Raw genomic sequence first — 25,581 nt, 5'->3', positions numbered from 1 at the left:
ATCAATTTTAATATCTTAGACCAAAAATCTATTTCCCAATGATCATCCCTAAAAAACTTGTTTTACTGGCTGTGTTTGGTACTGCACTCACTACATCTGCAAACAAAGCATTAGCGCAAGAGAAAAAGACATCCGGTAACCCTATTGTTGAAGGCTGGTATGCCGATCCGGAGGCTAAGATCTTTAATAAGCAATACTGGGTGTACCCTACCTACTCTGCTAAATATAACGACCAGGTATTTATGGATGCCTTTTCATCGCCCGATCTGATCAACTGGACAAAACACCCGCGTATTATTGATACTGCTGCCGTAAAATGGGCAAAGCGCGCGATGTGGGCACCTGCGGTGACCGAGAAGGATGGCAAATATTATATCTTTTTTGGCGCTAACGATATCCAGAACAATAACGAGGTTGGAGGCATAGGTGTTGCCGTTGGCGATAAACCAGAAGGCCCGTTCAAAGACCTTTTGGGCAAACCGCTTATCGGGCAGATCATCAATAAAGCGCAACCTATCGACCAGTTTGTTTTTAAAGACGATAATGGCCAGTACTACATGATCTACGGTGGCTGGGGCCAGTGTAACATTGTAAAACTAAAAAATGATTTTACCGGCGTTGAACCATTTGATAATGGCGAAACCTATAAACTGATCACTCCCAAAGATTATGTTGAAGGCCCTGTGATGTTTAAGCGCAAAGGCAAATACTACTTTATGTGGAGCGAAGGCGGCTGGACTGGTCCGGATTATCGTGTGGCTTATGCCATTGGCGATTCGCCATTTGGTCCGTTTAACCGTATTGGGACGATATTAAAACAGGACGCGAATATTGCCACGGGTGCAGGTCACCATTCGGTGATCCAGGTGCCAGGTAAGGATGAATGGTATATTGTTTATCACCGCCGCCCATTAACCGAAACCGATGGCAACCACCGCGTTACCTGTATCGACAAAATGTACTTTGATAAGGATGGCAAGATCCTGCCGGTTAAGATCACCAATGAAGGTGTAACGGCGAGGAAGTTATAGCCCCCTCTTTCTACATCCGTCATTGCGAGGCACGAAGCAATCCCCAACTTTACAGAGAAACCTGCATGGCTGCTCTGCCTCTTGGGGATTGCTTCGTGCCTCGCAATGACGTTTTTATTACCATATATATCGAACAATTCCCCCTAAAAGGGTGAATGTGATATTTCCTGATATTTAGTATCTTAAACCGTTTTTTGACTGACATTATTCCTTTATCATTATGACGCGATCATTTCTTCGGGCATTAGTAATTTTACTGGCCCTGACTGGCAGCAACCGCTGTTTCGGACAAGCCGCCGAAAACTTACCCACCGATTATTTAAGCAAGGAGTTTCATGCCGGACGACGCCAGGCCCTCCGTGACCTGATGCCTGCCAATTCGGTAACGGTGATCTTCTCGTATCCTGAGCAGGTGTTTTCGAACGATGTTAATTATGTATACCATCCTAATCCCGACCTATATTATTTTTCGGGATACAAGGAGCCAAACTCAGTTCTTTTAGTGTTTAAAGACATGCAGGCCGATGGCGATAGTAGCTATAACGAAGTTTTGTTTGTGCGGCACCGTGATGCAGGCCGCGAGCAATGGACGGGCCGCAGGCTGGGTGTAGAAGGTGCCAAATCGCAACTTGGATTTAAGCGGACTTACAACAGCGAGGATTTTGCAAAATTCCCGGTGGATTTTAAAAAGTTTGCCAATGTGTATTATGACGTGCTTCCCGAAGATGTTACCGGAGATGGATCGACCGGGGAGTTGAAAAAACTTGTTGCATCATTTAAAACGAAGGCAGGCATAGCGGAAACCAGCAGGCAGGTTATCGGCGATCTTAATATGATAGCAAGAATGGTTACTCCTCAAAACATTGGCCGCTTCATGGCTTATTTTAAAGATAAGTTTGCAGATGAAGACCATAAAAACAACCCACTTATACAGCAATTGGTGGCCAGGCCTGATTCTGTTACACTTGCCGATGTTAAAGCAAAAATTGCTGCAACTTATGGAGGCAATACCGGCTTTGCTGAATTTACGAGCAAGCTTCGTGGTGTAAAAACACCCGAGGAGATGGCAGTATTGAAGAAGGCTGTGGAGATCTCAAGCCTTGCTCACCTGGAGGTAATGAAGTCGGTTAAACCGGGCATGAGTGAGCGTGAGGTTGAAGGGATCATGACCTATGTTCATAAAAGATACGGGGCAGAGGATGAGGGCTATCCACCAATTGTAGGCGCAGGCGCAAACGGCTGTATCCTGCATTATGAGGAAAATTCGGCCACAAAAATCAATAACCAGTTATTGCTGATGGATGTTGGCGCGGAATACCATGGCTACTCTGCCGATGTTACCCGAACTGTACCGGCCAACGGTAAATTTACCGAAGAACAAAAAGCCATTTACCAATTAGTATACGATGCACAGGAAGAGATCTTTAAACTATGTAAAGCAGGTGTTCCCTATGCCAGTCTTGAACAAAAATCGGCAGAGGTATTATCGGCCGGATTAATTAAGCTTGGTATTATCAAGGACGCTTCAGAAGTGCGCAAATATTATCCGCATGGCTGTTCGCACCATTTAGGGCTTGATGTGCATGATAAAGGCGGCCGCGGCAACCTGGAAGAAAATTGGGTGATCACCGTTGAGCCGGGCATCTATATCCCTGCCGGCAGTCCATGCGATAAAAAATGGTGGAATATAGGGGTACGGATTGAGGACGATGTACAGATAGGTAAAGACAGCGGCACCATTCTATCCATCGATGCACCACGCAAATGGCAGGATGTTGAAAAAGCTGCAACTGAGAAAAGCATTTTTGAAGCAGTTAAGTTTCCGGAGTTGAAATAAAAAAACGCCGCCGCTCGTCTCCTGCCGAGTGGCAACTATTCCCAGGCCTCTGGCCTGCGTAACCAAACTTCGGCGCCCAAAGGCTGTTTAAATAGTAAACACTCGGCCGGAGCCAAGCGTTGGCGATAGAGAAACAAGAAGCCCTCCGAAATTCAATCCGGAGGGCTTCTTGTTTATAAATTATTCTTACTTCTTAATCCTGCTTTTCAACTCAGCTAATGGCATGGTAACCATGCGGCCTATTGGCTTTTTACCGCGATAGGTGATCACCCTTAATGTAGTTGCATCTTTAGGGGCATCTATCGGCGCTGTATATTTAGGGTAAAACCTGTCGGGGAACGAATTATCAAAGCTGTAATAAGTATCCAGTCCGTTCACCTCATTGGTTAAAGTGATTTTTAACGTACTGTCAGCATTCAATGTAGCATCAAATGATGGGTCGTAAGCGCTTGGGGCTATCTTGGTTTCGGCTTCGTCAAAGCGCGGGAAATGTTTCTCAACCCTGCTGAAAAATCCGTCCCAGTTTTTAGCGCCCTTTGGCGACCATACATCCTCGGCAATAGCCATACCACGTGGCCAGGTCATATATTCGGCCTGGCGAATGTTGTACACCTGCTCTGTCCACAGGTTGGCCTGTCCGCCTTTAATGAGGCGTGCATCAACGCTGTCCGGTACCGGCTCCCATGAGTAAGTTTTGTTAAGGCGAAGTGTGGCGTAGATCTTAGTTTCGTTCACACGGTCGCTTTGCATGTAATCAAGATATGCAAACGTTGTTGGACTCATCACCACTTCATGACCGGCTTTGGCAGCAGTGATCCCGCCCTGGATTCCCCTCCAGCTCATTACAGCAGCATTAGGACCTAAACCACCTTCAATGATCTCATCCCAACCCATGAATTTTTTACCTTTTGATTCTACAATTTTTTCAAGCCGTTTTTCAAAATAGGCCTGTACCTCATTCATACCCTTCAGGTTTTCTTTGGCCATCAGCGCTTTTATGGCATCACTTTGCTCCCAGAAGTTTTTGGCACACTCATCGCCGCCTAAATGGATATAACCGAATGGGAACAATTGTGCAACCTCGGTTACTACTTTATCTAAAAAAGTATAAACGTTTTCATTTGCAGGGCAAAGGGTATTATCAACAATAGCTTTATTGTGCGGACCGCTCCAGTCCATAAAAGGCTCGCCCGAGTTTACTACGTATTTATCGGCACCGGGAGTACATGAAAGCTCCGGGTAAGCCACTACAGCAGCAAGGCTGTGGCCCGGAACATCAATTTCAGGCAGGATGTTTACAAACCTGTCTTTAGCGTATTGTACCAGTTCTTTGATGTCTTCCTGCGTGTAAAAGCCGCCGGAAGTACGTGGCTCATCTGCCGCTGGAGGGCTAAAAGTACCAAACTGGCCCACCTTTTTAACATTATGTGCCCCTACTTCGGTTAACCGTGGCAGGCTTTTGATCTCCACACGCCAGCCTTCATCATCGGTAAGGTGTAAATGCAGCAGGTTGAATTTGTATTTAACCATAGCGTCGATGTATTGCTTAACCTCGGCCTTGGTAAAGAAGTGACGGGCTACGTCAAACATCAATCCTCTCCAGGCAAACCTTGGGTAGTCGGTAATCTCAACTGCGGGAGCAGTCCATTTTACGCCTTTGGCTGCTTCCTGTCCTTCAATTTCTTTAGGCAACAACTGAAAAAATGTTTGTACCCCGTAAAATAACCCGGCGGCATCATTAGCGCGGATCACTACCTTTTTAGGTGTTACCGATAGTTTATATCCTTCGGTTTTGATCAGGGTATCGGTTGTTTTGTTTAAAACGAGCCTGATGGGCGCTGTCGGCGCGATACTTTTTATAGTTATGAATGCACCTGTAGCCGTAGATAGTTTTCTTTTAAGATAGACGGCTACATTTGCCACATCGGCCGAAGAACCGGCCTCTACAACCACCGTTTTGGGCAGCACAAACTGGCCGGTAGTTTGGGTAACTTTTACCGGCTGCGGGATAAGCGCGAGGGCCGGTTTGGCTGTTTGGGCTACAGAAAGCAGGTGCGCCATACAGCCGCAGAGCAATAAGGATAATTTCTTCATAAAGAATTGTTTATTTAATTGGATGTACGCAAATTAAACTTTTTAAATAAAATTAAAAAGTATTTTCTGAACCATGTTTTTGGGGATTTAAAGATGAGCGGGATTTTTTTGTCTGAACTCGAATTTTAAGGAATTTTTTGAATTTGCAGAGCATGCGGCCGTGAGGACATGGCCGCCGGGCAAAAAATCCCGCCATCCTACAAATCTCCCAAAATCCCGGTTCAGACAAAATCGGTGAAATCAAAATCAATCTGTGTAATCCCCCACAAATCACACCCTGATATAGATATTCCGCTTATCAAGCACATAGGCAACCAGCCAACAGATCAGCATAAAGCTAATGGCAAACAGCAATGAGCCAACAGGTCCGGGAGCTATGGCCTGGTAAAAAGAGGCGTTTATCCAATCAACGGCGTTTGTTCCGCTTATCATGAACATGCTTACGGGGATCAGTAATATTTCAGAAAGCACATAAATAGGCAGCGGGTTTTTACCCATGATGGTAAAAAAGCGCGCCCAGTTACCTTTGTTCCAGTTATTGATTTCCAAAGCGTAGATCAGGGCCGACAGGATCACCAGATCAAGCCCGGTGGTAACCAGCACAAATGAGCTTGTCCACAGTTTTTTATTAATCGGGAAAACCATATTCCAGCAAAGGGCCAGGAAGATAAAGAGGCAACCTGTTAATAACAATTTGGTGGTAGTATCATAGCCCTTCCCTTTTTGCTGGATGAATTTACCTGCGTAGTAACCCACTACCACATTAACAATAGCCGGTAATGTGCTCAGTACGCCTTCTGGTTCAAAAGGGATCCCTTCGCCGTGATACAGGTGATCAACACCAAACAAAAATTTATCGAGATAGATACCTGCGTTACCGGTCATGCTCAGCGGGTCGGCGGGGTTGCCGTATACCAGCAGGATGATCCAGTAGATGATCAAAAACAAGCCGGATAAAACAAATACCGTACGTTTAGACAGAAAATGGATCATGAGCGAGGCAAAGCAGTAACACAGTGCAATGCGCTGCAAAACCCCCATAATACGGGTATGGGCAATAGGTTTTAAGTGGAAGCCCCCGTTTGTTGAAAAGAAAGGGAACCAGTACATCAAATAGCCTATTAAAAATATGAGCAGGGTACGCCTGAAGATCTTGCTTAAAACAGCCGCATTACCCATTTCCTGGTAGCGTTTCATTGAAAAGCTCATGGCGTTGCCTACTGCAAACAGAAAGGAAGGGAACACAAGATCGGTTGGGGTGAAGCCGTGCCATGCGGCATGCTCAAGGGGCGAAAAAGCGGCTGCCCCGCTGCCTGGCGTATTTACAATGATCATGAAGCATAAAGTCATGCCACGAAATACATCCAGCGATAAAAACCGCGATGATGATTTGTCCATAAATGGGTTTAAAAATGTTTATAATCAAGCTTTTCAGAAGCAGGGATGTTAAGGCAAGATAATAAACTTACCGGGAAAGCATATTGTCCCGGTAAGTTATAAGTCGTTTACAAAACGAACGCGCCAGTTTTAATAGCTTTTAGCTTTGCGCATTTTGCTTTTAGCTTTAATTAATGATATCCCGGGTTTTGTTTCAGTACCGGCGACCCGCCCTTGGCACTCAAGTCAATTTCTGACAACGGGATCGGGTAATATTCGCTTTTACCTTTAACAAACTTGCCACCTTTTACATCATTTGTCAATGTGCTTTGATAAGCGATGTAAGCATTAAGCTCGATATCGGCTATACCCCAGCGTACCAGGTCAAAAAAGCGGTGGCCTTCCATTGCAAGCTCAATTTTACGCTCAAAATAAATGGCTTTAAGCGCAAAGTCTTTGCTGGCAAAGGCCCCGGCAGGGTAAGGGTTTATTTTATAATTGGCGGCAGCTGTATTGGTAAAACCCCCGGTTGGGTCTTCGTCATCTTTATATTTATGTACAAAGCCGTCGGGGTTAGCGGCGCGGTTGCGCACCATGTTTACATAGCTTTCGGCTTTATCCAAACTACCCACCTGCGCCTCAACTTCGGCAGCCATTAACAGCACATCGGCATAACGGATGAGATTGTAATTAATGCCCGAGCCCGGGGCCCATGAAGTATTATCGCCGTTTACATCCTGTTCGGCCTGGCCGTAAACATTTTTAATAGGCGAATAAGGGCCTCCATATTGCTGGTCCCTTATCCAGTCGGCACCCGGGTGTAATCCCCAGTCAAGGTAAGGAACCCCGCGACGGCCAACAGTCCAGTCAAGCCGTGGATCTATAGTACCGGCATCCGGTGTGAAATTATCAGCAGAGGCCAAATCCATATCGGTTTTGATAGCGTGGCTGTTGTAATCATCAAGATAAGGCAGTCCTGTAGCCGAATTGGTGCGGAAGTGATTAGCCAGATCAATTGATGGCTGGTAAAAACCGCAACAACTGAACGGACTGCTGTTACCGTAAGGAAAGTTCAGCATATCGCCGTTATTGGCTTGCGACGGGCCGTTTGGATCGGTATTAGCTGCTGCCTGTACCGCAAAAACAGATTCGGCGCTATTGTTGGTTGATGCCCTGAAATTGTCATTATACTTAGCATTGAGCGCATATTTTTTACCATCGGAAGTTATCCCCTGCGCAATAACCGCATCGAATACCACTTTGGCTTCGGTATATTTATGCTCGTATAAGTAAGTTTTGGCTAAGTATGCACCCGCGGCCCATTTATTTGCGCGGCCAACCTCGGGCTGCGTGTTAGGCAGGTTATCATACGCGTACTTAAAATCCGCTTCAATTTTTGGCCAGATATCAGTGGTGTTTGGCTGATTGATGTCGGTGGTTGTTTCATCAAGATAAGGTACATTGTTGAACATCTTTTTCAGATCGAAATAATAATGTGCCCTTAAAAAGCGTGCCTGGGCCAATATATTAGTTTTGTTTGATGCAGATATCGACGTAACCTTATTGGTTATTTTTATGGTATTGTTTGTGCGTGCTACGCCTTCATAGTCGGCCCTCCATTTGCTATCGAAAAAACCGTTGCTGGCATCGGCATTATATTTCATCATGGGCTCAATTTGCTGCTGATCACCGGCAATACTACCCTTTGAAGCGTCACCGCCCACCACGCCGCCGTAGATCCAGTTATCGGGCGAAGCTTCCCATGCGCCGCCGCCGCCTACTGAGGCATCGCCGCCCTGCTGGCCATCCAACACAGCATAGGCACCTACAAGCAGTTCATTCGCTCCTGATTCTGTTTCGAGAAATTGTGGTTCAAGGGCGCCGTTAATAGGCTTGTCGAGAAATGATTTTTTACATGCGCCAAGCAATAACGTGCTTAAAAGCGCTATGGAAATATATTTTTTAGCTTTCATTGTAATCCGTTTAAATATTGCTGTTATAATGAAAAATTAATTCCGAATAAAAAGGTGCGCGGACTGGCGTAACTGCCTTCGTCAATACCAAAATCTTTGGTGTTACCGCTCAGCTCGGGGTCAACACCACTGTAACCGGTTAAGGTGAACAGGTTGGTTGCCGATACATAGAGCCGCAGTTTCTGGATGCCGGCCTTTTTCAAACCCGGAAGGTTAAATGTGTAGCCAACCTGGGCATTGCGCATGCGTACATAAGTGCCGTTTTCAACAAAGTATGAGTTTGGCGTGGCGCCGCTGCTTGTTGATGCATCAAGCTCCTGGATAGGCGCTTTGGCGTTATGATTGCCTGGTGTCCATGAATCATTAAGCGCGGTGTAACTTTTGGCCGTGCCGAATGACGCATAAAAATCTCTCCAGTATTTAACACTGTTCCATAATTTATTGCCGAATGAGCCATAAAGGAAAATGCTGGCATCAAAGTTTTTATAGTTTACGCCCAGGTTTAAACCGGCGGTAACTTTAGGGTTAGGATTACCGAGGAAGGTACGGTCGGCATCGGTAATGACCCCATCGCCGTTTACATCCTTATAACGGAAACGGCCAACCTTAACATCCGACTGGTAGAAGGCATTAGGATCATTGGTTATTTTTTGTGCGCTTGCATCTGCGGCGTCAATTTCGGCCTGTGAGTTCCAGAAACCGGCAATCTGGTAGCCATAAAACTCGCCTAATGAATGGCCAACCTGGCTGCGGGTAATTGGCCCGTCAAACCGGCTTGATGCCGCACCCGGAAAGTAGTCCCTGTCGTCAGATACCCTTAATACCTTGTTGTTATAGGTAGTCAGGGTACCGGTTGCGTTAAAGCTCAGGTCGCTGCTTACTTTAAAGTTGCCTGTAATTGAAAGGTCCAAACCATCAGTTTTCATTTTACCTACATTTTGCGCAGGAAAAGCACCGTTGCCGGCTGTACCTAATTGCGTGGCATTATACAGGAGGTCTTTAATATCTTTACGATAATAATCGGCAGTTACAGCTATTTTGCCGTCAAGCAGGGTGGCATCAAACCCAAAGTTGGAGTTAATGTCCTTTTCCCATAAGGCATGCGGGTTTGCTGTTTGGTCCTGGTAAAAGCCGGGAGTTAAATTAAGTGAGCCGTCTATAGGGTAATATGACTGGCCTATATCATTGCTGAACGTAACATGAGCATCCTTATCTCCCATATTAATCTGGTTGCCCATAATACCCCAGCCGCCTCTTAATTTTAGATCGGTGAGCCAGCTGATGCCTTTCATAAAGTTTTCCTGCGAGATGCGCCAGCCTGCACTGAATGCGGGGAAGTAGCCATACCGCTGGTCAACAGGAAACTTTGAAGAACCATCACGGCGGATAGTAGCGTTAAACAGGTATTTATCATTGAAGGTGTAATCGAGGCGGGCAAACTCTGAAAATAACGAACTATTGGATTTACCACTATAGGTGTTCTTGTTATTTGTACCGGTAGAAAGGTTTACATAATCGGGATCAAAAGTGTAAAAGCCCTGGATGCTGCCGCCAACAAACCTGTCATGATCTTCAACTGCCTCGGTACCAACTACCACGCTAACGTTATGCTTGCCAAATGTGTGTTGAAAGCTTAAGGTATTTGTCCAGTTATAAGTATAACTGTTATCTGAGCTTTCGCTATAAGTGTTTACTGAAGAGTTTTCCACGTTTTCATAAGTAGGGAACGTGAAAGAGTGATCATTGCTGTTGATGATATCGCCGCCAAAGCTTGTGCGTAAAGTAAGGCCTTTGATAATGTCGGCTTCGGCAAACACGTTGCCTAAAATACGATAGCTTGTTGATCCGTTATTTTTTGTACGCTGCTGTATAGCTACCGGGTTATTGGCATCGCCAAGACCGGTACCATAGCTGCCGGCATAGTTGCCCTTAATGTCATAAACAGGAATGATGGGCTGTTCCCTTAACCCGTGTGCAATAACGCCGTCGGGGTCATTGGTGCTTACCTGCTGGTGTGTTTGCCCGTTGTTTACCTGCGGTAATTTGGTTATGGAGTAAGATAGGTTTTCGCCCACCCTGATGTGTTTGGTTACATTGAAATTGGTGTTTGAGCGTAAAGTATACCTTTTAAGGTAAGTATCGATCAAAGTACCCTGCTGATTAAAATAATTAAGCGAGAAAAGATAATTAGCCAAATCGTTACTGCCGCTTAACGATATATTATGGCTGTTCATCGGGGCCGATTTAAATAGCTCATGATACCAGTCGGTACCGGCCTTATTAGCCCTCGTGATCCGGTAAAAATTGCCAAGATCAGCGGCCGATGTATAGTTAGGGTTTACATAATATTTTGAAGGATTAACAGAAGGATCACCTTCTTTGGCACCGGCTGGTGTGATATAATCAGGCAATGTAAAACCTGTGCCTGTACCGGTTGGGTTGTACAGGGGATCTTTAATGGAGTTATCACCCGAATTTCTTTGGGCGGTAAGCTGCAGATCGGCCATTTGCTGCGGCGTTATGGTGTTCCAAACATTACCGCCTTTAGGCCGCTGTGTACCATAGTAAGCATCGTACTGAATGTTTACCTTGCCTTTACCTCTTTTTGTGGTGATGATGATAACACCGTTTGCCGCCCTTGCTCCGTATATTGATGCAGAGCTTGCATCTTTTAACACCTGGAAGGTTTCAACATCATTAGGGTTTAATGTGCTTACGTCATAGGTTTCCACACCATCAACCACATATAATGGTGTATTATTACCAAAGGTGTTAAAACCCCTGATATGTACCTGCGGTTCTTCGCCCGGCTGGCCCGAGCCGGTCACCGTAACACCCGATGCCTGGCCTTGTAACTGACTGTTTACTGATGAAGAGGCCTGTTTATTAAGGTCTTTAACGTTTACTACCGCAACAGCGCCGGTAAGGTCCTTTTTCTTTTGAGTGGTATAACCAACCACAACCACCTCGTTCAGCGCTTTTGATTCTTCAAGCAGGGTTACATTAATAGTGGTTTGCCCGTTTACCGGAATAGCCTGCGTGGTAAAGCCTAAAAAGCCAAATTCAAGCGTGCCGTTGCCATCGGGCAGGGTAAGGCTGTATTTACCGTCAACGTTGGTAACTGTACCTAAATTACTGCCCCTGAGCTTTACGCTTACGCCCGGTAATGGCTGTCCGTTAATGTCTTTAACTACACCTGTTACGGTTACCGTGACAACAGGTTGTGCATCGGCTGGTTTTATAATGATGATATCATCAACCACCTGGAAAGTGAGCGGCTGTTTTTGAAGCACCTGTTTCATTACCGACTCAATAGGCGCATCCTGCACGTCCACGTTTATTTTCCTGTCAACGTCAACCTGGTCAAGCCGGTAAAAAACAGTGTACTTACTGCTTTTTTCAATCTGCTTAAACATTTGCTTAACAGAAATATTGTTTACACTAAAGTTGTAAACGTTTTGTGAATAAGCGGCAGCGTGTATTTGCATAATGCCCGTTAAGAGCAGAACGGTTACCAGCTTCATAATTTTGATCGTTTTTTGCCACGGGCCGGCGGCCAGAATGGACTTTCTGTAAAAATTAATCATAAATTTGTTTGTTAATCAGTTAATACGATGCTTCCCCAAGCGTAGGGTATTAGCTTTGATTGCTTTAGCCCGGGCGTGTTGGTAGCACATCCGGGTTTTTTATGTAAAAGAGAATGTTAGTTTTTGATCATAGTTTCCTTTTTTGTTTTAGTTAGATTAATCATTATTGTTGTTTCGTGTAATGTTTACTGTGTTGCCGTTTACTGAGTAATTGATGGCTGTATTGGCCTTTATAATAGCCAGCACTTTTTCAATGCTCGGAATGTTTTTAAAGCTGCCCGAATAACGGATGCTGCTCAATTCGGCATCGGTCATGTTTATGGTTACGTTATATCTTCGTTCCAGCACTTTAGCAATATCGCTGAGTGTTGCGCCATCAAACACCAGCAGGTTTTCCTTCCATCCGTCATAGCGGTCAAGCTTTGCCGAGTCTATCTCTGATACCTGGATCTCGTTCAGGCTTTTGGGCTCGGGGGCTGCATAGCTGTAATTCTCTTTTTTAGGGTGATAGTAGATCCGGAGCACCTGCCGCGGCTTTACATAAATGCGGCTCATTTCATGCGCATTGTTATCTGCATTTCCCTCTACAGATACCTCGCCTTTTACTACTGTGGTTTCAAAAAACGGGTCGGAAGCATAGGCCTTAAGATTAAACTTTGTACCGATATCCCTTATCGTATAGTTTTTTGTATTTACAATAAAAGGGATCTCCTTTTTGCCGGGGGCGATATCAAAAAATGCTTCGCCCTCCAGGTAAACGGTGCGCGTTGTTTTACCAAAATCGGCCGTATAATTAAGTTTACTGCCCGCATTAAGCCAAACCTGTGTGCCATCGCTTAAAACAACCTTTTTTATTGACCCGGGGGTAACAGCTATTTGCCTTACACTCTCCACATTTTTTGAATACCTGTTATATAAGGTAGCCGTAACAGCCGCAAATAAAGCAATAGCTGCAGCCGCTTTGCCCCAGGTGATCAGCCTTGCATAGCGCGATGGCTGCCTGGGCTCTATATCGGCCGAAAGTTTATTGTAAGCATCATCTTTATTTACAACCATTGGCTGCAGGTAAAGCATGTTATGCCAGGTTTCGTACAACTGCGCAAAATACTGCTCGTTCTCGGGGTGCGCACTTATCCATTGTTTAACCTGCTCAAGCTCCTGTGCGGTAGCTTCGCCGGTTATGTATTTTACCAACAGTAGTTTTACTTCTTCGTTATCCATTTGTAATATTATCGTTAAGACAATTGAAAAAACAGATACCCTCAAAAGAGCGTGAAATATTTTCAATTTTATTCGGCTTTGGCACCAGATGGGCCATGCATATTGCGCGTAACCGTTTTTTTACAGAATGTTTGGGGTTAGCTTTTCATTATTTCCATATTAAATTTGATAAGAACCGGAAAAACTTGTAGCTTGTTAAAGTTTTTTAAAAAGTATTCGGATTAATTAAAGGCAGGATTAATGATCCAGGAAAACAAACTACCTATAACCACATTTACACAGGGTGATGCAAAATCATTTGAAACCCTGTTTAAGCTGTATTATACCCGGTTAACCCTGTTTTCCAATCGTTTTGTGAACGATTTAGCCATCGCCGAAGAAATTACCGCCGATGTGTTTACCCACCTGTGGGAGCGCGGGCATGAGGTCACTTTTTGCTCATCGGTAAGCTCCTATCTTTTTAAAATGGTGCAAAACCGGAGCCTCAATTATCTCAAGCGCCAGAAAATAGAGAACCTTTACGTTAATTATCTCGAAAAAAATAACCTGTTTGATGAGCTGCGCAATACGCTGGAAAATGGATTGGAAGAAAAGGAACTTGCCCTGCAAATAGAAGCCGCCATTGCTACCCTCCCCGAAAAATGCCGTGAGATTTTTGTACTGAGCCGTTTCAGCGATATGAAATACAGAGAAATTGCCGTACAGCTAAATATCTCTCCCAAAACCGTGGAGCGCCAGATGGGCATCGCCCTTGAAAAACTACGCCAGGTGCTGAAGCATGTGACGTATATGTTTTTTTAAGGGAAAGATTAACATAAATTCTCCACCCGTCATTGCGAGGCACGAAGCAATCGCGAACTGTACACAGCAGCCATTCAAGCCTCTCTGTATTTAGGGGATTGCTTCGTGCCTTATAATGACGTGATCGTAAATTGTTGATTATTAAGATATTTTTTCGATGCGTTTTATGATATGGGCGTTGCCGTTAGCTAACGGGCCGGTCCGCCAGCTGGCGGATGCAAGTCCTCGCCTTGCCTGCCCGCAAACCCAACCCGCGCTGTGGGCTTTACGCTGCTATCCCTAACGCGCCCCCGCGCAACATCCCCTAAAGTATAGCTTGTACGTCATTACATTTTTTTTCAGGATTTTCCTGATGGTTACTCGCAATGACGTGGGGAGAATAAGTTTCGCTCAACCGTATCTCCTCTCAATTCAAAAACACCTCATCCAAAAACACCCAGCCTGGTTTGCCTTTAGCCGGATGCCATGCCGGAACACTTTTAAGCGATTGGGCAACCAGTTTTATGCAGGATACCGGTTGAGAAGATCTTAACTTGCATTCCAATGGGATCAAAACAAACAGATCAGATTTTTTTGGTGTCCTTGTTTTAAGTATGCTTAACAGCTTGAGATGGTTTTGATCGGTGCCTCCCCAAACCTCAACCCCGGCGGGCAAAAAGATCTGGGACCCTGTATTACGCATGACGTTGAGGCTAACCGAATGCAGGTCAATTGGTTTATTAAACCACATGATCACAGCCAGGTCTTTTTGCGAGGCCAGCCATTTTCCGTTGCCAAAGTTATCACCACCTAATTCTTTATCGATAATTGTTTTAGCGCCATCGCCTTTGTATTTGTCATCAGGATACTTGACAAAGCTAATGCTATCGGGCGTATAGGCGCATTTATAAATATTAAACTGTACGGTATCGCTGCCAACCCAGCCCGCTTTAAATGCCCTTGTCCTGACCACCGTACTTTGGGTAAATACAAGCCCCGGTTTGTAAGATGCAGCCTTGATACTATCAGGTACCGAACCATCGGTAGTGTAGCGGATATCCACACCTTTTATGGGGTTGGTAAGTTGTAAAGCATAACTCTGCTTAAATATAACCGCCGTGTTTTTTAACTGCGGACTGGTGAGCTTCATTACTTTACCATCATCCCTGAAGCCGGTGAGCAGGCTGAGTTTGGGATTTTGCTTCTGGAGCGATTGCAGATCGGCCGGGTTCAGGCCGCTATCCCATATCGCCAGTTCATTAACGCTTTTTATGGCGATGAGCTGCTTTACATCGGCTGTAGTAAGCTTAACACCAGCCAATGAAATACTTTTGAGATATTTTAGGCCCGCTAACTCCTTTAAGCCTTTGCCCGTAACATCACTGAAGTTGAGGTTTAACCTGCGGAGGTTTTCAAATTTGGCAATGGTTTTCAGCTCGGCATCCTTTACGGGCATCTTGTTCAGATCGAGTGATACCACCTGTTTTTTTATAGAACTCAACTCATCCAGCACTTTTACATTATAGGTGCTTTTATTATAAATATTAACCGCCAGCGCCGGCGACTCGCTCGCCAGCGGATAAACCACCCGGTAGTTGTTGTTCAGCTTTTGAATTTCCTTTTCGTTGGCTGCCGAAAAATCATATTCCTCTTCTTCGCTTTCGGCAGGTTTTAGGTGAGTGGCGGCAATCATCCGCAATGAATCGTTGGCAGGCAGGTCGATCACTTTTTTACTGAAACCGGCCTTGCTTTTTATCCACAGGTAAAGCAGCATTTTTTCATCATCAGTAAGTTGTGTTTTGCCGGTTGGCGGCATGTGTTTTTTTTCGTTTTCGGGCAGGTGTACGCGTTGCAGCAGCAGGCTCATAGCCGGGTCGCCGGTTATGAATAGTTTGCCGGTTTTTCCTCCCTTCGTGATCGCTGCCGAATCGGTAAGCATTAAGCCGCCCTTCTTTTTATCGATATTATGGCAACTCTGGCATTTTACCTCAAATATCGGGCGGATCACATCATTATATACCAATGCCTGGTCTATAGGTACTACATTTTTGCTTTTATCCATTACCGGGCCTAAAACAAAATCATTCCCGTGGGTAAGGTTGCCGCCGAGATGCCCGGCAACAATCAAGCAAAAAACGGTTATCACCGCTCCGGCCTTAGCCAGTTTTACCGTATATTTTGTGGTATGACGGATCAGATAGACGCCATACCCGGCAAAGGCCACGCTTACACCAAACCATTTATGCCATTGTAAAGTATCACCCTCATATCCCGGTTCCCTTGACAGGAACAAGCCCATAATAACTGTTATTGACGAAAGTAAAGCCCCAAGCAGCAGCAGGTAACTTGTAAAAGTTTGATACAGTTTTTCGTTAACAAACTCTTCCCGGTAACGGAAAAACTCCATCACCATGGCCAGCATCAGTATCACTATCGGGAAATGCAGGATAAGTGGGTGCATGCGGCCAACCGGTTGCAACCAGCGGGGCACAACCAGGCTATCGCCTGCTATGAGTAATACAATAATGAAAATATTGAGGGCAAACAATACCCCCTCTGCAATACCTTTATGGCTGCTTTTCATATATGGCGAGCTATGTTAGTTAAACCCTTGTAAATTTATAAGGGTACACCTTGCCCGATGCCCATTGCGCTACGTACAAATTCTCGTCGTTATCCACACACACATCATGTGGGTTCAGGAAGATCTTTTCGGCCTGCGCCATAGGTTGCAGCACGCCATCGGTATACACAGGCTCGGTACCTCCAAGGTTTGATACTACTTTATTATTTTTATCCAATATGGTGGTGAAGCCGGTATTTTCCTTGCTCAGATCGGGCGAACGAAGCACGGCAGCATACAAATGATCGCCTTTTATTACCGGGCGACAAACACATGCGCCGGGCAGTTTAATCACTTCCTGCAATTTACCATCCATACTGAAGCGTTTGAAGCAGTTGCGGGTACGGTCGGTAACTAATAATGTTGGTGTACTGTACCGCCTGTCGATCACGATGCCGTGGGCGTTATCCAAATGTTCATCCCCTTCACCCTTGCCGCCGAAGAAGCCTTTTAGCTTGCCATCCTTATCATAATGGGTAACGTATTGTGCGCCATAGCCATCGGCTATAAAAATGTCACCATTGCTGTCGATGGTAGTTTCGGTAGGTACAAACTCTTCGGCTTTTTTGTATACGCCGGTTTCCAGCGGTACGTCAATGGTCATTAAAATGCGGCCATCCAGCGTGGTTTTGTAAACCTGGTGTTTTACGGTATCAGTAATGAACAATACTTCGGTGCCGTTTTCATTAAACAGCGTGAGGCCGTGTGCGCCGGGAAAATCATGCCCCCAGGTACTTAGCAACTTGCCCGATTTATTGTAGATGAGCACGTTATTCTTAGTTTCATTGGTAAGCAGTAAAATGCGGCCTTTTGAATCCTGCACCATTTCATGGCAATCATTCACCGGGTTTTTCTGCGAATCGGCTTTGCTCCAGTTTTTATCCATGCGATAGCGCATATTGCCATGGCCATAAATCGGCCCGTCATCTTTTGCTAACAAATCTTTGGCTATAAAAAAGCCTGCTGATAAAACTGAAGTGTGCTTGATAAATTCTCTTCTTTCCATACCGTTGATTTTTTATGATTGCGTTGATTTCGCTGATATTATTTCTTTTGATTATACCGATTGCTGGGTGATTACACCGATTTTTTTGATTCCTTGTCCCTCCCGTCATTGCGAGGTACGAAGCAATCGCGAACTTTACAGGGCGGATTTGTTTAGCTGCTCTGCCTCTTGGGGGTTGCTTCGTACCTTATAATGACGTGTTTTTTTAAAGCCCTCTCCCTTTAGGGGAGGGTTTGGGTGGGGCTATGCTATTATCCCCTTCACTACATTTCCCGCCACATCCGTTAATCTATATCTCCTGCCCTGGCTTTTAAAAGTTAGTTTTTTATGATCGATGCCTAACTGATTTAAGATGGTGGCATGGAAGTCATGCACATGTACCGGGTCTTTTACAATGTTGTAGCCAAACTCATCGGTTTCGCCGTAAACAATGCCTGGTTTGATGCCGCCGCCGGCCATCCAGATACTGAAACAGCGTGGGTGGTGGTCGCGGCCGTAATTGGCCTTTTCCAGTTTGCCCTGGCTGTAATTGGTGCGACCGAACTCTCCGCCCCAGATCACCAATGTTTCATCCAACAAGCCGCGTTGTTTCAAATCAGTAACCAACGCTGCCGACGCCTGGTCGACATCTTTGGCCTGCCCTGCCATTTCCTGTGGCAGGTTGCTGTGCTGGTCCCAGCCCTGGTGATAGAGCTGGACAAAGCGTACCCCGTTTTCGGAAAGCTTACGGGCCAGCAGGCAGTTGGCTGCATAAGTACCGGGGATAAGGCATTCCGGCCCGTACATTTTCACAATATCATCCGACTCCTTGCTTACATCCATAATTTCGGGTACGGCGGTTTGCATACGGTAGGCCATTTCATATTGCTGTACCTTGGTGTTTATTTCCGGGTCGCCAAACTCTTTGTAATTCATGTCGTTAAGTTCGGCCAGTTTATCAAGCATTTTGCGGCGCTCGTGGCGGTTCAGGCCTTCGGGATCGTTTAAGTACAGGATCGGGTCTTCGCCGCTGCTGAACTGTACGCCCTGGTGAATGGAATCCAGGAAACCATTGCTCCACAGTTTAGAGTAAACACCCTGCCCGTTGCCTTTGCCTTTGGAGAGCAAAACAGTAAAGGCGGGCAGGTTTTTGTTCTCACTGCCGAGGCCATAGCTTACCCACGAGCCCATGCTGGGGCGATTACCCTGCTGTGCGCCTGTCTGGAAAAAGGTAAGCGCAGGGTCATGGTTAATAGCGTCGGTATTCAGGGAGCGAATGATGCAGATATCATCAGCGATTTTGCCTATGTGCGGGAACATATCGCTGATCCATGCACGCGATTCGCCATATTGTTTAAAATCATAAAAGGAACCCACCAGCGGGAACGAAGCCTGCTTGGCCGTCATGCCGGTCAATATCTGGTTGCCGCGAACAGATGCGGGCAACTCTTGCCCCATCATTTCGCGCAGTTTAGGTTTGTAGTCAAATGATTCCAGCTGCGAGGGCGCTCCATCCTGGAACAGGTAGATCACCCTTTTTGCTTTCGGTGCAAAGTTGGGGATGCCGGGGATGAAATCAGCTTCGGCTTCATCTCCCTTGCCGCTAAACAGATCGGGAATGAGCAACGAACCTAAGGCCACACTGCCAATGCCCAAACTAAGCCTTGAAAGGAACCTGCGCCGGTTGATGTTAAGCCTGTTTTCTAAAAAATCTTTTTCCATGTGCTCAGGTTTTTGTTATTGCTTCTTCCAGATTATACATGGTATCAACCACTTTCATCATAGCTGCCAGGGTTACTTTATCCAGGTTGGCCGGTACCGGGTACTCGCCTACGGTGAGTAGTTTTTCGGCATCTGCCTTTTTCATGCTTTTCAGTTCATCCGCATAGTACGAGGTTAAAATTGCCAGTTCTTTTTCCTGCGGATGGCGGCACAGGATAAGCCGGAACGCTTTCGTTATTTTTTCTGTCGATGTACTTTTATCCTGTAAAAGCTTTGCGGCTAAAACTCGGGCGCTTTCCAGCACAGTCGGATCGTTCAGCATTACCAAAGCCTGTAGTGGCGTATTGGTACGCAGGCGTTTTACCTCGCACTGGTCGCGGTTGCTGGCATCAAAAATGCCCAGCGATGCCGGCGGAACGGTACGTTTAATTAATGTATACATACCCCTGCGGTACAGGTTTGGCCCATGTACTTGTTTATAATTAGCCAAAATACCCCTGCCCGACGTGGCATTTTCCCAAAGACCGGGCGGCTGATAAGGGTTAACACTCGGGCCGCCGATGGTTGGATTAAGCAGCCCGCTGCTGGCTAAAACCAAATCGCGTACAAACTCGGCAGGTAGACGGCCCCTTGGGCCCCGGGCTAATAAAGTATTATCCGGATCTTCCTTCAGTTTTTCGGGTGTGGCCGCTGCCGACTGCCGGTAAGTGGCCGACATTACCATCTGTTTTACCAGCCGTTTAATATTCCAGCCATGATCGCGGAAATCAACAGCGAGCCAGTCCAGCAGTTCGGGGTGCGACGGCAGATCGCCCTGCATGCCGAAATCGCCCGAGCTTTTTACAATACCCTTGCCAAAAAACTCCTGCCACATCTGGTTTACAAATACGCGGGCGGTAAGCGGGTTGTTTTTATTGAACAGCCATTCGGCCAAACCCAGGCGGTTTTTAGGATAGTTATTAGTGAATGGCAATATCGATTTGGGCGTACCGGCCTGCACCTCATCGCCATGGGCATCATAATTGCCACGTTTGAGGATATAAGTTGGCCGCACCTTGTCGCTATCGGTCATGATAGATACGATGAGCTTATCGGTATCGCGCTTGTTCACAAAAGTTAAAATCTTTTTAACATCATCATTGCTGATCTTCATCATGGGGTTTTTAGCATAGGTTTCGGGCCCACCCACGGTTGACTGTAGCCCCACTTCCTTCACATTGTTAAAAAAGGCATAAACCTGGTAGTATTCTTTTTGTGAAAATGGATCGTATTTATGGTCGTGGCAATGTGCACATTCCAGCGTAACACCTAACATGGCTTTGCCAAAAGTATTGGTACGGTCGGTTACGTAGCTTACGCGGTATTCCTCATCAATTACACCCCCTTCTTCGGTTATTTTGTGGTTGCGGTTAAAGCCCGTAGCCAGCAACTGCTCCTTAGTGGCGTTGGGGAGCTGGTCGCCCGCCAGTTGCCAGGTGATAAATTTATCGTATGGCAGGTTTTCATTATAGGCATGGATCACCCAGTCGCGCCATGGCCATTGGGTACGGTAGTTATCATCCTGGTATCCGTGCGAATCGGCGTAGCGGGCAACGTCCAGCCAGTGCAGCGCCATTTTTTCGCCGTATTGCGGGGCGGCCATTAGTTTATCCACCATTTTTTCGTAAGCGTTGGGGCTTTTATCGGCCAAAAACTCATCCATCAATGCTAATGATGGAGGCAGACCGGTAAGGTCAAGCGAGATGCGTTTTAATAGACGCTCTTTATCCGCCTCAGGGTTAGGCTCCAGGTCCGCACGCTCCATTTTTTGCAATACAAAATTATCGATAGCGTTTTTAGGCCATGCAGTATTTTTTACCTGCGGAACCGGGTAATTTCTCGGAGCGACAAATGCCCAGTGCTTTTCATATTTGGCGCCCTGTTTTATCCATTTGTGAATGAGCTCAACCTCATAGGGCGATAATCTTTTGAGGTTTGACGAGGCCGGGGGCATCTGCTCGGTGGTGTCTTTGGTAGAAATACGGCGATAAACCTCCGATTGCATAGGATCGCCGGGGACAAGTGCATGCGATGATGGATTATCTTTTAATGCCTTATAAGCGCTCTCCGGAAGATCAAGCCTAAGGTCGGCTTCACGATGAGAAGCATCAGGGCCGTGGCATTTATAGCACTTGTCTGAAAGTATCGGCCGGATATTAAAGTTGTAGCTGATGGTATCGGGCACCTGCTCTTCGGCTATCCCGCCCGATGAATGGCAGGAATAAAGCGTGTACAGCATGCAGATGGCTATTGTAAGCCACACATAATACAACTTCCGGTACATGGGTTTAAAATTGGTTAAAACGGTAATTAAAGTTATGTAATTTATGCCACAATTTGCAAATACATATTTATGTCCCCAAATTGATTTAGCGGGGCAATATAGTATGAAAAATGATATGTTCATACATTTTGTATAAATGTTTTAACATATACGCATTTAAGGACATTTTAAAAGAATAAACCGGGAATAGCCAATGAGCAATAAATTGAGTCGCCGGGCTGATATTTGTTTTTTTAATGTAAAGGGGCAATGGTCTGATTGCTTGTCTTTTCCAACTTTTTAATATCCCGGTAAACGATATATAAAGGAATGATCCCGAAAATACCGAAGCAGCAGTCAATGAAGCGCCAGTAAACGGGGATACCGCGGATAGGGCCGGCAATAAAGGCCAGCGGGAATACCATTACACAGGCAATCATGCCAAACTCAATTATCCAGATGTTTTTAACCGGGTCTTTCAGCGGACCAACAAATGTCATAGCAATAACCAAGTGACCGAAAGCCAGCCAGTCGGTACCATAAGCCAGGTAAGGATAGTTTTGATTGGTTATTTTTACGGCGAGATAAACATTGGTTAGCCAGTCATGCATAAATCCTGGAAATACGGAGGCATGATTAGCAAGCCAGGCAAGTTCAGTTTCGATAGGGAAGGCGGTTACACCACTTAAAACCAGACCGATGATAAATATAATTACCCAGGTTTTTATTTTTTTGCGAAGTTCAGGTTCGGTTTTCATAACCATGGAAAGATAGTAAATTTATGGATTGTAGGTGCCTGGCAAAGGCGCTAAGACGCAAAGATTTTAACTCGCGCTCTTTTTAACGAGTGCGTAACCTGGGCTTGCGTTTGTAACGCAAAGGCGATGCAATCGCTAATCCATATTAAGCGCTCGTTGCAAACGAGCGCAAGATTAAAGTTGCCCGGAAGAACAAACAAAAATCATGTCATTGCGAGCGTAGCGTGGCAATCTCGTAGCCAATGCATGTCCGATCTACATAGCGACGAGATTGCCACGTCGCCTCAGCGCTCTGTCCGCGCCACTCCTCGCAATGACATATTTTTCACCTACCCAATTAGCGGGCCGCGCAATACTTCTTTATAAAATTATCGGCCTTATCGCTGCCAATATTGCGGATAAAATTCCAGTCATGGCAAGCGCCTTCTTTGTCGCCTTGTTTAAATTTTTCGGCGGCCTGGCTTAGTACATCGTTTATAAAATCATCATCGTAGCCGAGTTGCTTTTTGAGGTTGATGATGATAGCCTCTTTGGTGGTATCGGCCTTGCCTTTGTATTTGTTGCTGTAGTAATTGGTAACCGCGTTTTCCAGTTCCTGCTGGGCTTTATAGCTGGCAATGGCGCTTTGCATATCGCGGATGCTGGCAGGTCCGCAACGTGCTGGGTCAGGATCAAAACGAATGGGTTGAACGATATTGGTTTTGAGATTATACCCCGCCGGGACCGCCCACTGGCCCGATGTAAGTTTAATAACCCTCAAAGCTTCATCGTCAAGGTCAATGCCAGGGCCGCCCTGTACTTTAGCATCATGTACCACACCATCTTTGTCAACCATAAACGAAACGTTGATGGTTCCCGAAATACAGTTTTGCCGCGAGTACTCAGGATAAATGATCTTTGTCTTCAGGAAATCATTAAGCGCCTGCTGTCCGCCTTTAAATGCGGGCTGCTGGGCAAACAAATTGCCTGCTGTAAAAATGATCAATGCGATATGGAGGCACAGTGCTTTAAGCATAGTATAAATATCGACAATAAATTGTAGATTATGTTTAGAATAGCCGTAGAAAGAAATATGCTTGAATAACTAAACTGATGGTCATATTTGTTTTTAGTGCCCCATTTGCAATGCGGCTTGCCAATCAAGCCGCTGTCATTTGCTGACCACCTGTTTTATTTGTATAACTAAATCCGAAACCGAAAATCCGAATTCCCAAATCAAAGCACCTGGTTAAACTCCAATCGCTCACCATCCGGCCCGGTGATATTAAAATATTTGCAGCCGTTTTTCCAGAATTGTAAAAACACAGGCTCCGGTTCAAGTATGTTAAAACCGGCCTCTTTAACAGTTTTAAAAGTACGGTCGATATCATCAACATCAAAGGCTACATGATCAATGTGCCCGTTTGATCTTGAGCGGACCCCGGCCAATGAAGCTTCCGGTAGTTGGTAAAGCTCCATAATCATATTGCCGCGCTGCATCATAACGCAGGTGCCCGTACCGCCATTATCGGTAAAGGGGGCTTGCATTACATTGTTAAAGCCCAGCCTGCTGTAAAATTGTTGTGATGCTTCAATATTGGTTACCGGCACGCCAATATGTTGTATACCGTTTATTGCTAAATTTATATGGTTGCTCATGTTGATAATCAGTTATTTATTATTGGTTTGATATATGTTTAAACATTTGGTATGAGATATGGTTGGCAACGCAGGCAAAATAAATATGCGGTAATTATCATCCATCCATCATTTTACACAAGCTTAACATATTTGATGTAAATTGCTGTTAAACTTGCACCAATTAAAACATATTAATGAAGATCGGAATTGTTTGTTACCCAACCTTTGGCGGAAGCGGGGTTGTTGCCACTGAACTGGGTAAAGCCCTTGCAGACCGTGGCCACCAGGTTCATTTTGTGACCTATAACCAGCCGGCCCGGTTGGACCTCTTTTCCGAAAACCTGTTCTATCACGAAGTTTCGGTTGCCAACTATCCACTGTTTGATTTTCCGCCGTATGAACTTGCACTGGCAAGCAGGCTGGTTGATGTGGTACGTCATGAGCAATTGGATGTATTGCATGTGCATTATGCTATACCCCATGCTTCGGCTGCATTTATGGCCAAGCAAATATTAATGACCTATGGTATTTATATCCCGGTGGTAACTACGCTGCACGGTACCGATATTACGCTGGTTGGTAAAGACCGCACCTTTAAACCTGTTGTTACTTTCTCCATCAACCAAAGCGATGGCGTAACAGCCGTATCGCAAAACCTGAAGGAGGATACCTATAAGTTTTTTGATATTAAGAAGGATATCCTCGTGATCCCTAACTTTATTGACCTTAGCAGGTTCAGCCTTAAACCTAAGGATCATTTTAAGAAAGCGATTGCACCTTCGGGCGAAAAGATCCTGGTGCATACCTCCAACTTCCGTAAGGTAAAACGTACCGAAGATGTAGTGAAGATCTTTGCTAAAGTGATCAAAAAGATCCCGTCGAAATTGCTGATGGTGGGCGACGGCCCCGAACGTTCCATGTGTGAGCAGCTTTGCCGCGATTTGGGCGTTACCGACAACGCGCGTTTTTTGGGTAAACAGGATGCTGTTGAAGAGATCCTTTCTGTATCCGACCTGTTCCTGATGCCGTCGCAATCTGAGAGTTTTGGTTTGGCAGCGCTCGAAGCTATGGCTTGTAAAGTGCCGGTGATCAGCAGTAATGCCGGTGGTTTGCCCGAATTAAATGTTGATGGCGTAACAGGATTTTTGAAAGATCCCGGGGATGTGGACGGTATGGCAGAAAAAGCAATATTTATTTTGGAAGATGAAGAACGTTTAGCTAAATTTAAAGAAAATGCACTGGCGCATGCCAAAGAGTTTGAATTATCTACTATTTTGCCCAAATATGAAAACTTTTACCTTGAGGTAATTGAGCAAAATAAAGCTAAATCTGTTTAACCAACAGTTGTAATAAACCTGATACAATTCAAAAAATATTCTTAAAAAGTTAAATCTTATCGGTTTCGTTAATTAATTTAGTTTTTCACTCCTAAAAGTTAAAACTTATGGCAAAGCACACACTAAAAAGCGGACAACTCCTTAAGTACATCGGAAAAAAATGGAAAAACCTGCACATTGGTCATCCATTAAAATTTATGGGGTACGATGAGAATAGTTTCGCCGACATCTGGGTGGAATACCAGGGTAAATTAATGCTTCTGGCACTTAAGGATGTGGAAACACTAAGCGTTGCTTAAGTAGAATAACTTGAGCCGGTCTGTTCAAAAGACAA

At 45.3% G+C, this 25,581-nt stretch carries 17 protein-coding genes; 5 read left to right on the top strand and 12 right to left on the bottom strand.

Annotated elements, in window-relative coordinates; genetic code table 11:
* Positions 1 to 38 precede the first annotated feature (38 nt).
* Together SNE26_RS26220 and SNE26_RS26215 are read left to right on the top strand one after the other, a co-directional pair.
* Positions 39 to 1,031, top strand: coding sequence for a glycoside hydrolase family 43 protein (locus tag SNE26_RS26220; RefSeq protein ID WP_321556801.1), 993 nt, complete (start codon positions 39 to 41; stop codon positions 1,029 to 1,031).
* A gap of 220 nt (positions 1,032 to 1,251) precedes the next feature.
* Positions 1,252 to 2,868: an aminopeptidase P N-terminal domain-containing protein gene (locus SNE26_RS26215; protein ID WP_321556800.1), complete on the top strand. Its 1,617-nt coding sequence runs from the start codon at positions 1,252 to 1,254 to the stop codon at positions 2,866 to 2,868.
* Between the two features lie 186 nt (positions 2,869 to 3,054).
* Here SNE26_RS26215 and SNE26_RS26210 read toward each other — a convergent pair whose 3' ends face one another.
* The 5 genes from SNE26_RS26210 to SNE26_RS26190 all read right to left on the bottom strand — a co-directional run bounded on the left by SNE26_RS26210 (position 3,055) and on the right by SNE26_RS26190 (position 13,120).
* Positions 3,055 to 4,962: a family 20 glycosylhydrolase gene (locus tag SNE26_RS26210; RefSeq protein ID WP_321556799.1), complete on the bottom strand. Its 1,908-nt coding sequence runs from the start codon at positions 4,960 to 4,962 to the stop codon at positions 3,055 to 3,057.
* Positions 4,963 to 5,232: 270 nt separating this feature from the next.
* On the bottom strand, positions 5,233 to 6,360 hold the full coding sequence (locus SNE26_RS26205; protein WP_321556798.1) for a heparan-alpha-glucosaminide N-acetyltransferase domain-containing protein: 1,128 nt from the start codon (positions 6,358 to 6,360) through the stop codon (positions 5,233 to 5,235).
* Positions 6,361 to 6,530: 170 nt separating this feature from the next.
* Positions 6,531 to 8,312: a RagB/SusD family nutrient uptake outer membrane protein gene (locus SNE26_RS26200; protein ID WP_321556797.1), complete on the bottom strand. Its 1,782-nt coding sequence runs from the start codon at positions 8,310 to 8,312 to the stop codon at positions 6,531 to 6,533.
* A gap of 23 nt (positions 8,313 to 8,335) precedes the next feature.
* A complete protein-coding gene (locus SNE26_RS26195) occupies positions 8,336 to 11,836 on the bottom strand; it encodes a TonB-dependent receptor (protein WP_321556796.1) in 3,501 nt (1,166 codons plus the stop codon).
* A 219-nt stretch (positions 11,837 to 12,055) separates the two neighbouring features.
* Positions 12,056 to 13,120: a FecR domain-containing protein gene (locus SNE26_RS26190; protein WP_321556795.1), complete on the bottom strand. Its 1,065-nt coding sequence runs from the start codon at positions 13,118 to 13,120 to the stop codon at positions 12,056 to 12,058.
* Between the two features lie 240 nt (positions 13,121 to 13,360).
* On the opposite strand from SNE26_RS26190, the gene SNE26_RS26185 reads away from it, so the two are divergent.
* On the top strand, positions 13,361 to 13,921 hold the full coding sequence (locus SNE26_RS26185; protein ID WP_321556794.1) for an RNA polymerase sigma-70 factor: 561 nt from the start codon (positions 13,361 to 13,363) through the stop codon (positions 13,919 to 13,921).
* A gap of 406 nt (positions 13,922 to 14,327) precedes the next feature.
* On the opposite strand, the gene SNE26_RS26180 is transcribed toward SNE26_RS26185, so the two are convergent.
* From SNE26_RS26180 to SNE26_RS26150, 7 genes are all read right to left on the bottom strand, one after another.
* The gene (locus SNE26_RS26180; RefSeq protein WP_321556793.1) at positions 14,328 to 16,484 is read right to left on the bottom strand and encodes a DUF2231 domain-containing protein; all 2,157 of its coding nucleotides are present in this window, start codon (positions 16,482 to 16,484) and stop codon (positions 14,328 to 14,330) included.
* Positions 16,485 to 16,503: 19 nt separating this feature from the next.
* Positions 16,504 to 17,529, bottom strand: coding sequence for a hypothetical protein (locus SNE26_RS26175; protein ID WP_321556792.1), 1,026 nt, complete (start codon positions 17,527 to 17,529; stop codon positions 16,504 to 16,506).
* 243 nt (positions 17,530 to 17,772) lie between these two features.
* On the bottom strand, positions 17,773 to 19,230 hold the full coding sequence (locus SNE26_RS26170) for a DUF1501 domain-containing protein (RefSeq protein ID WP_112574662.1): 1,458 nt from the start codon (positions 19,228 to 19,230) through the stop codon (positions 17,773 to 17,775).
* 4 nt (positions 19,231 to 19,234) lie between these two features.
* Complete coding sequence (locus tag SNE26_RS26165; protein WP_321556791.1) at positions 19,235 to 21,553, bottom strand: PSD1 and planctomycete cytochrome C domain-containing protein; 2,319 nt, start codon at positions 21,551 to 21,553, stop codon at positions 19,235 to 19,237.
* A 233-nt stretch (positions 21,554 to 21,786) separates the two neighbouring features.
* Positions 21,787 to 22,290, bottom strand: a complete 504-nt coding sequence (locus tag SNE26_RS26160; protein WP_321556790.1) for a hypothetical protein — start codon at positions 22,288 to 22,290, stop codon at positions 21,787 to 21,789.
* A 337-nt stretch (positions 22,291 to 22,627) separates the two neighbouring features.
* The gene (locus tag SNE26_RS26155) at positions 22,628 to 23,305 is read right to left on the bottom strand and encodes a TonB family protein (protein ID WP_321556789.1); all 678 of its coding nucleotides are present in this window, start codon (positions 23,303 to 23,305) and stop codon (positions 22,628 to 22,630) included.
* A gap of 200 nt (positions 23,306 to 23,505) precedes the next feature.
* Complete coding sequence (locus SNE26_RS26150) at positions 23,506 to 23,928, bottom strand: VOC family protein (protein WP_321556788.1); 423 nt, start codon at positions 23,926 to 23,928, stop codon at positions 23,506 to 23,508.
* Positions 23,929 to 24,104: 176 nt separating this feature from the next.
* Here SNE26_RS26150 and bshA point away from each other — a divergent pair, with 176 nt between their 5' ends.
* Together bshA and SNE26_RS26140 are read left to right on the top strand one after the other, a co-directional pair.
* Positions 24,105 to 25,247, top strand: a complete 1,143-nt coding sequence (bshA, locus tag SNE26_RS26145; RefSeq protein ID WP_321556787.1) for an N-acetyl-alpha-D-glucosaminyl L-malate synthase BshA — start codon at positions 24,105 to 24,107, stop codon at positions 25,245 to 25,247.
* A gap of 107 nt (positions 25,248 to 25,354) precedes the next feature.
* Positions 25,355 to 25,546, top strand: a complete 192-nt coding sequence (locus SNE26_RS26140; RefSeq protein WP_090530691.1) for a hypothetical protein — start codon at positions 25,355 to 25,357, stop codon at positions 25,544 to 25,546.
* Positions 25,547 to 25,581: the final 35 nt, after the last annotated feature.

The organism is Mucilaginibacter sp. cycad4 (assembly GCF_034263275.1).
Lineage (GTDB): Bacteria > Bacteroidota > Bacteroidia > Sphingobacteriales > Sphingobacteriaceae > Mucilaginibacter.
This window is presented reverse-complemented; position numbering and strand designations above follow the sequence as displayed.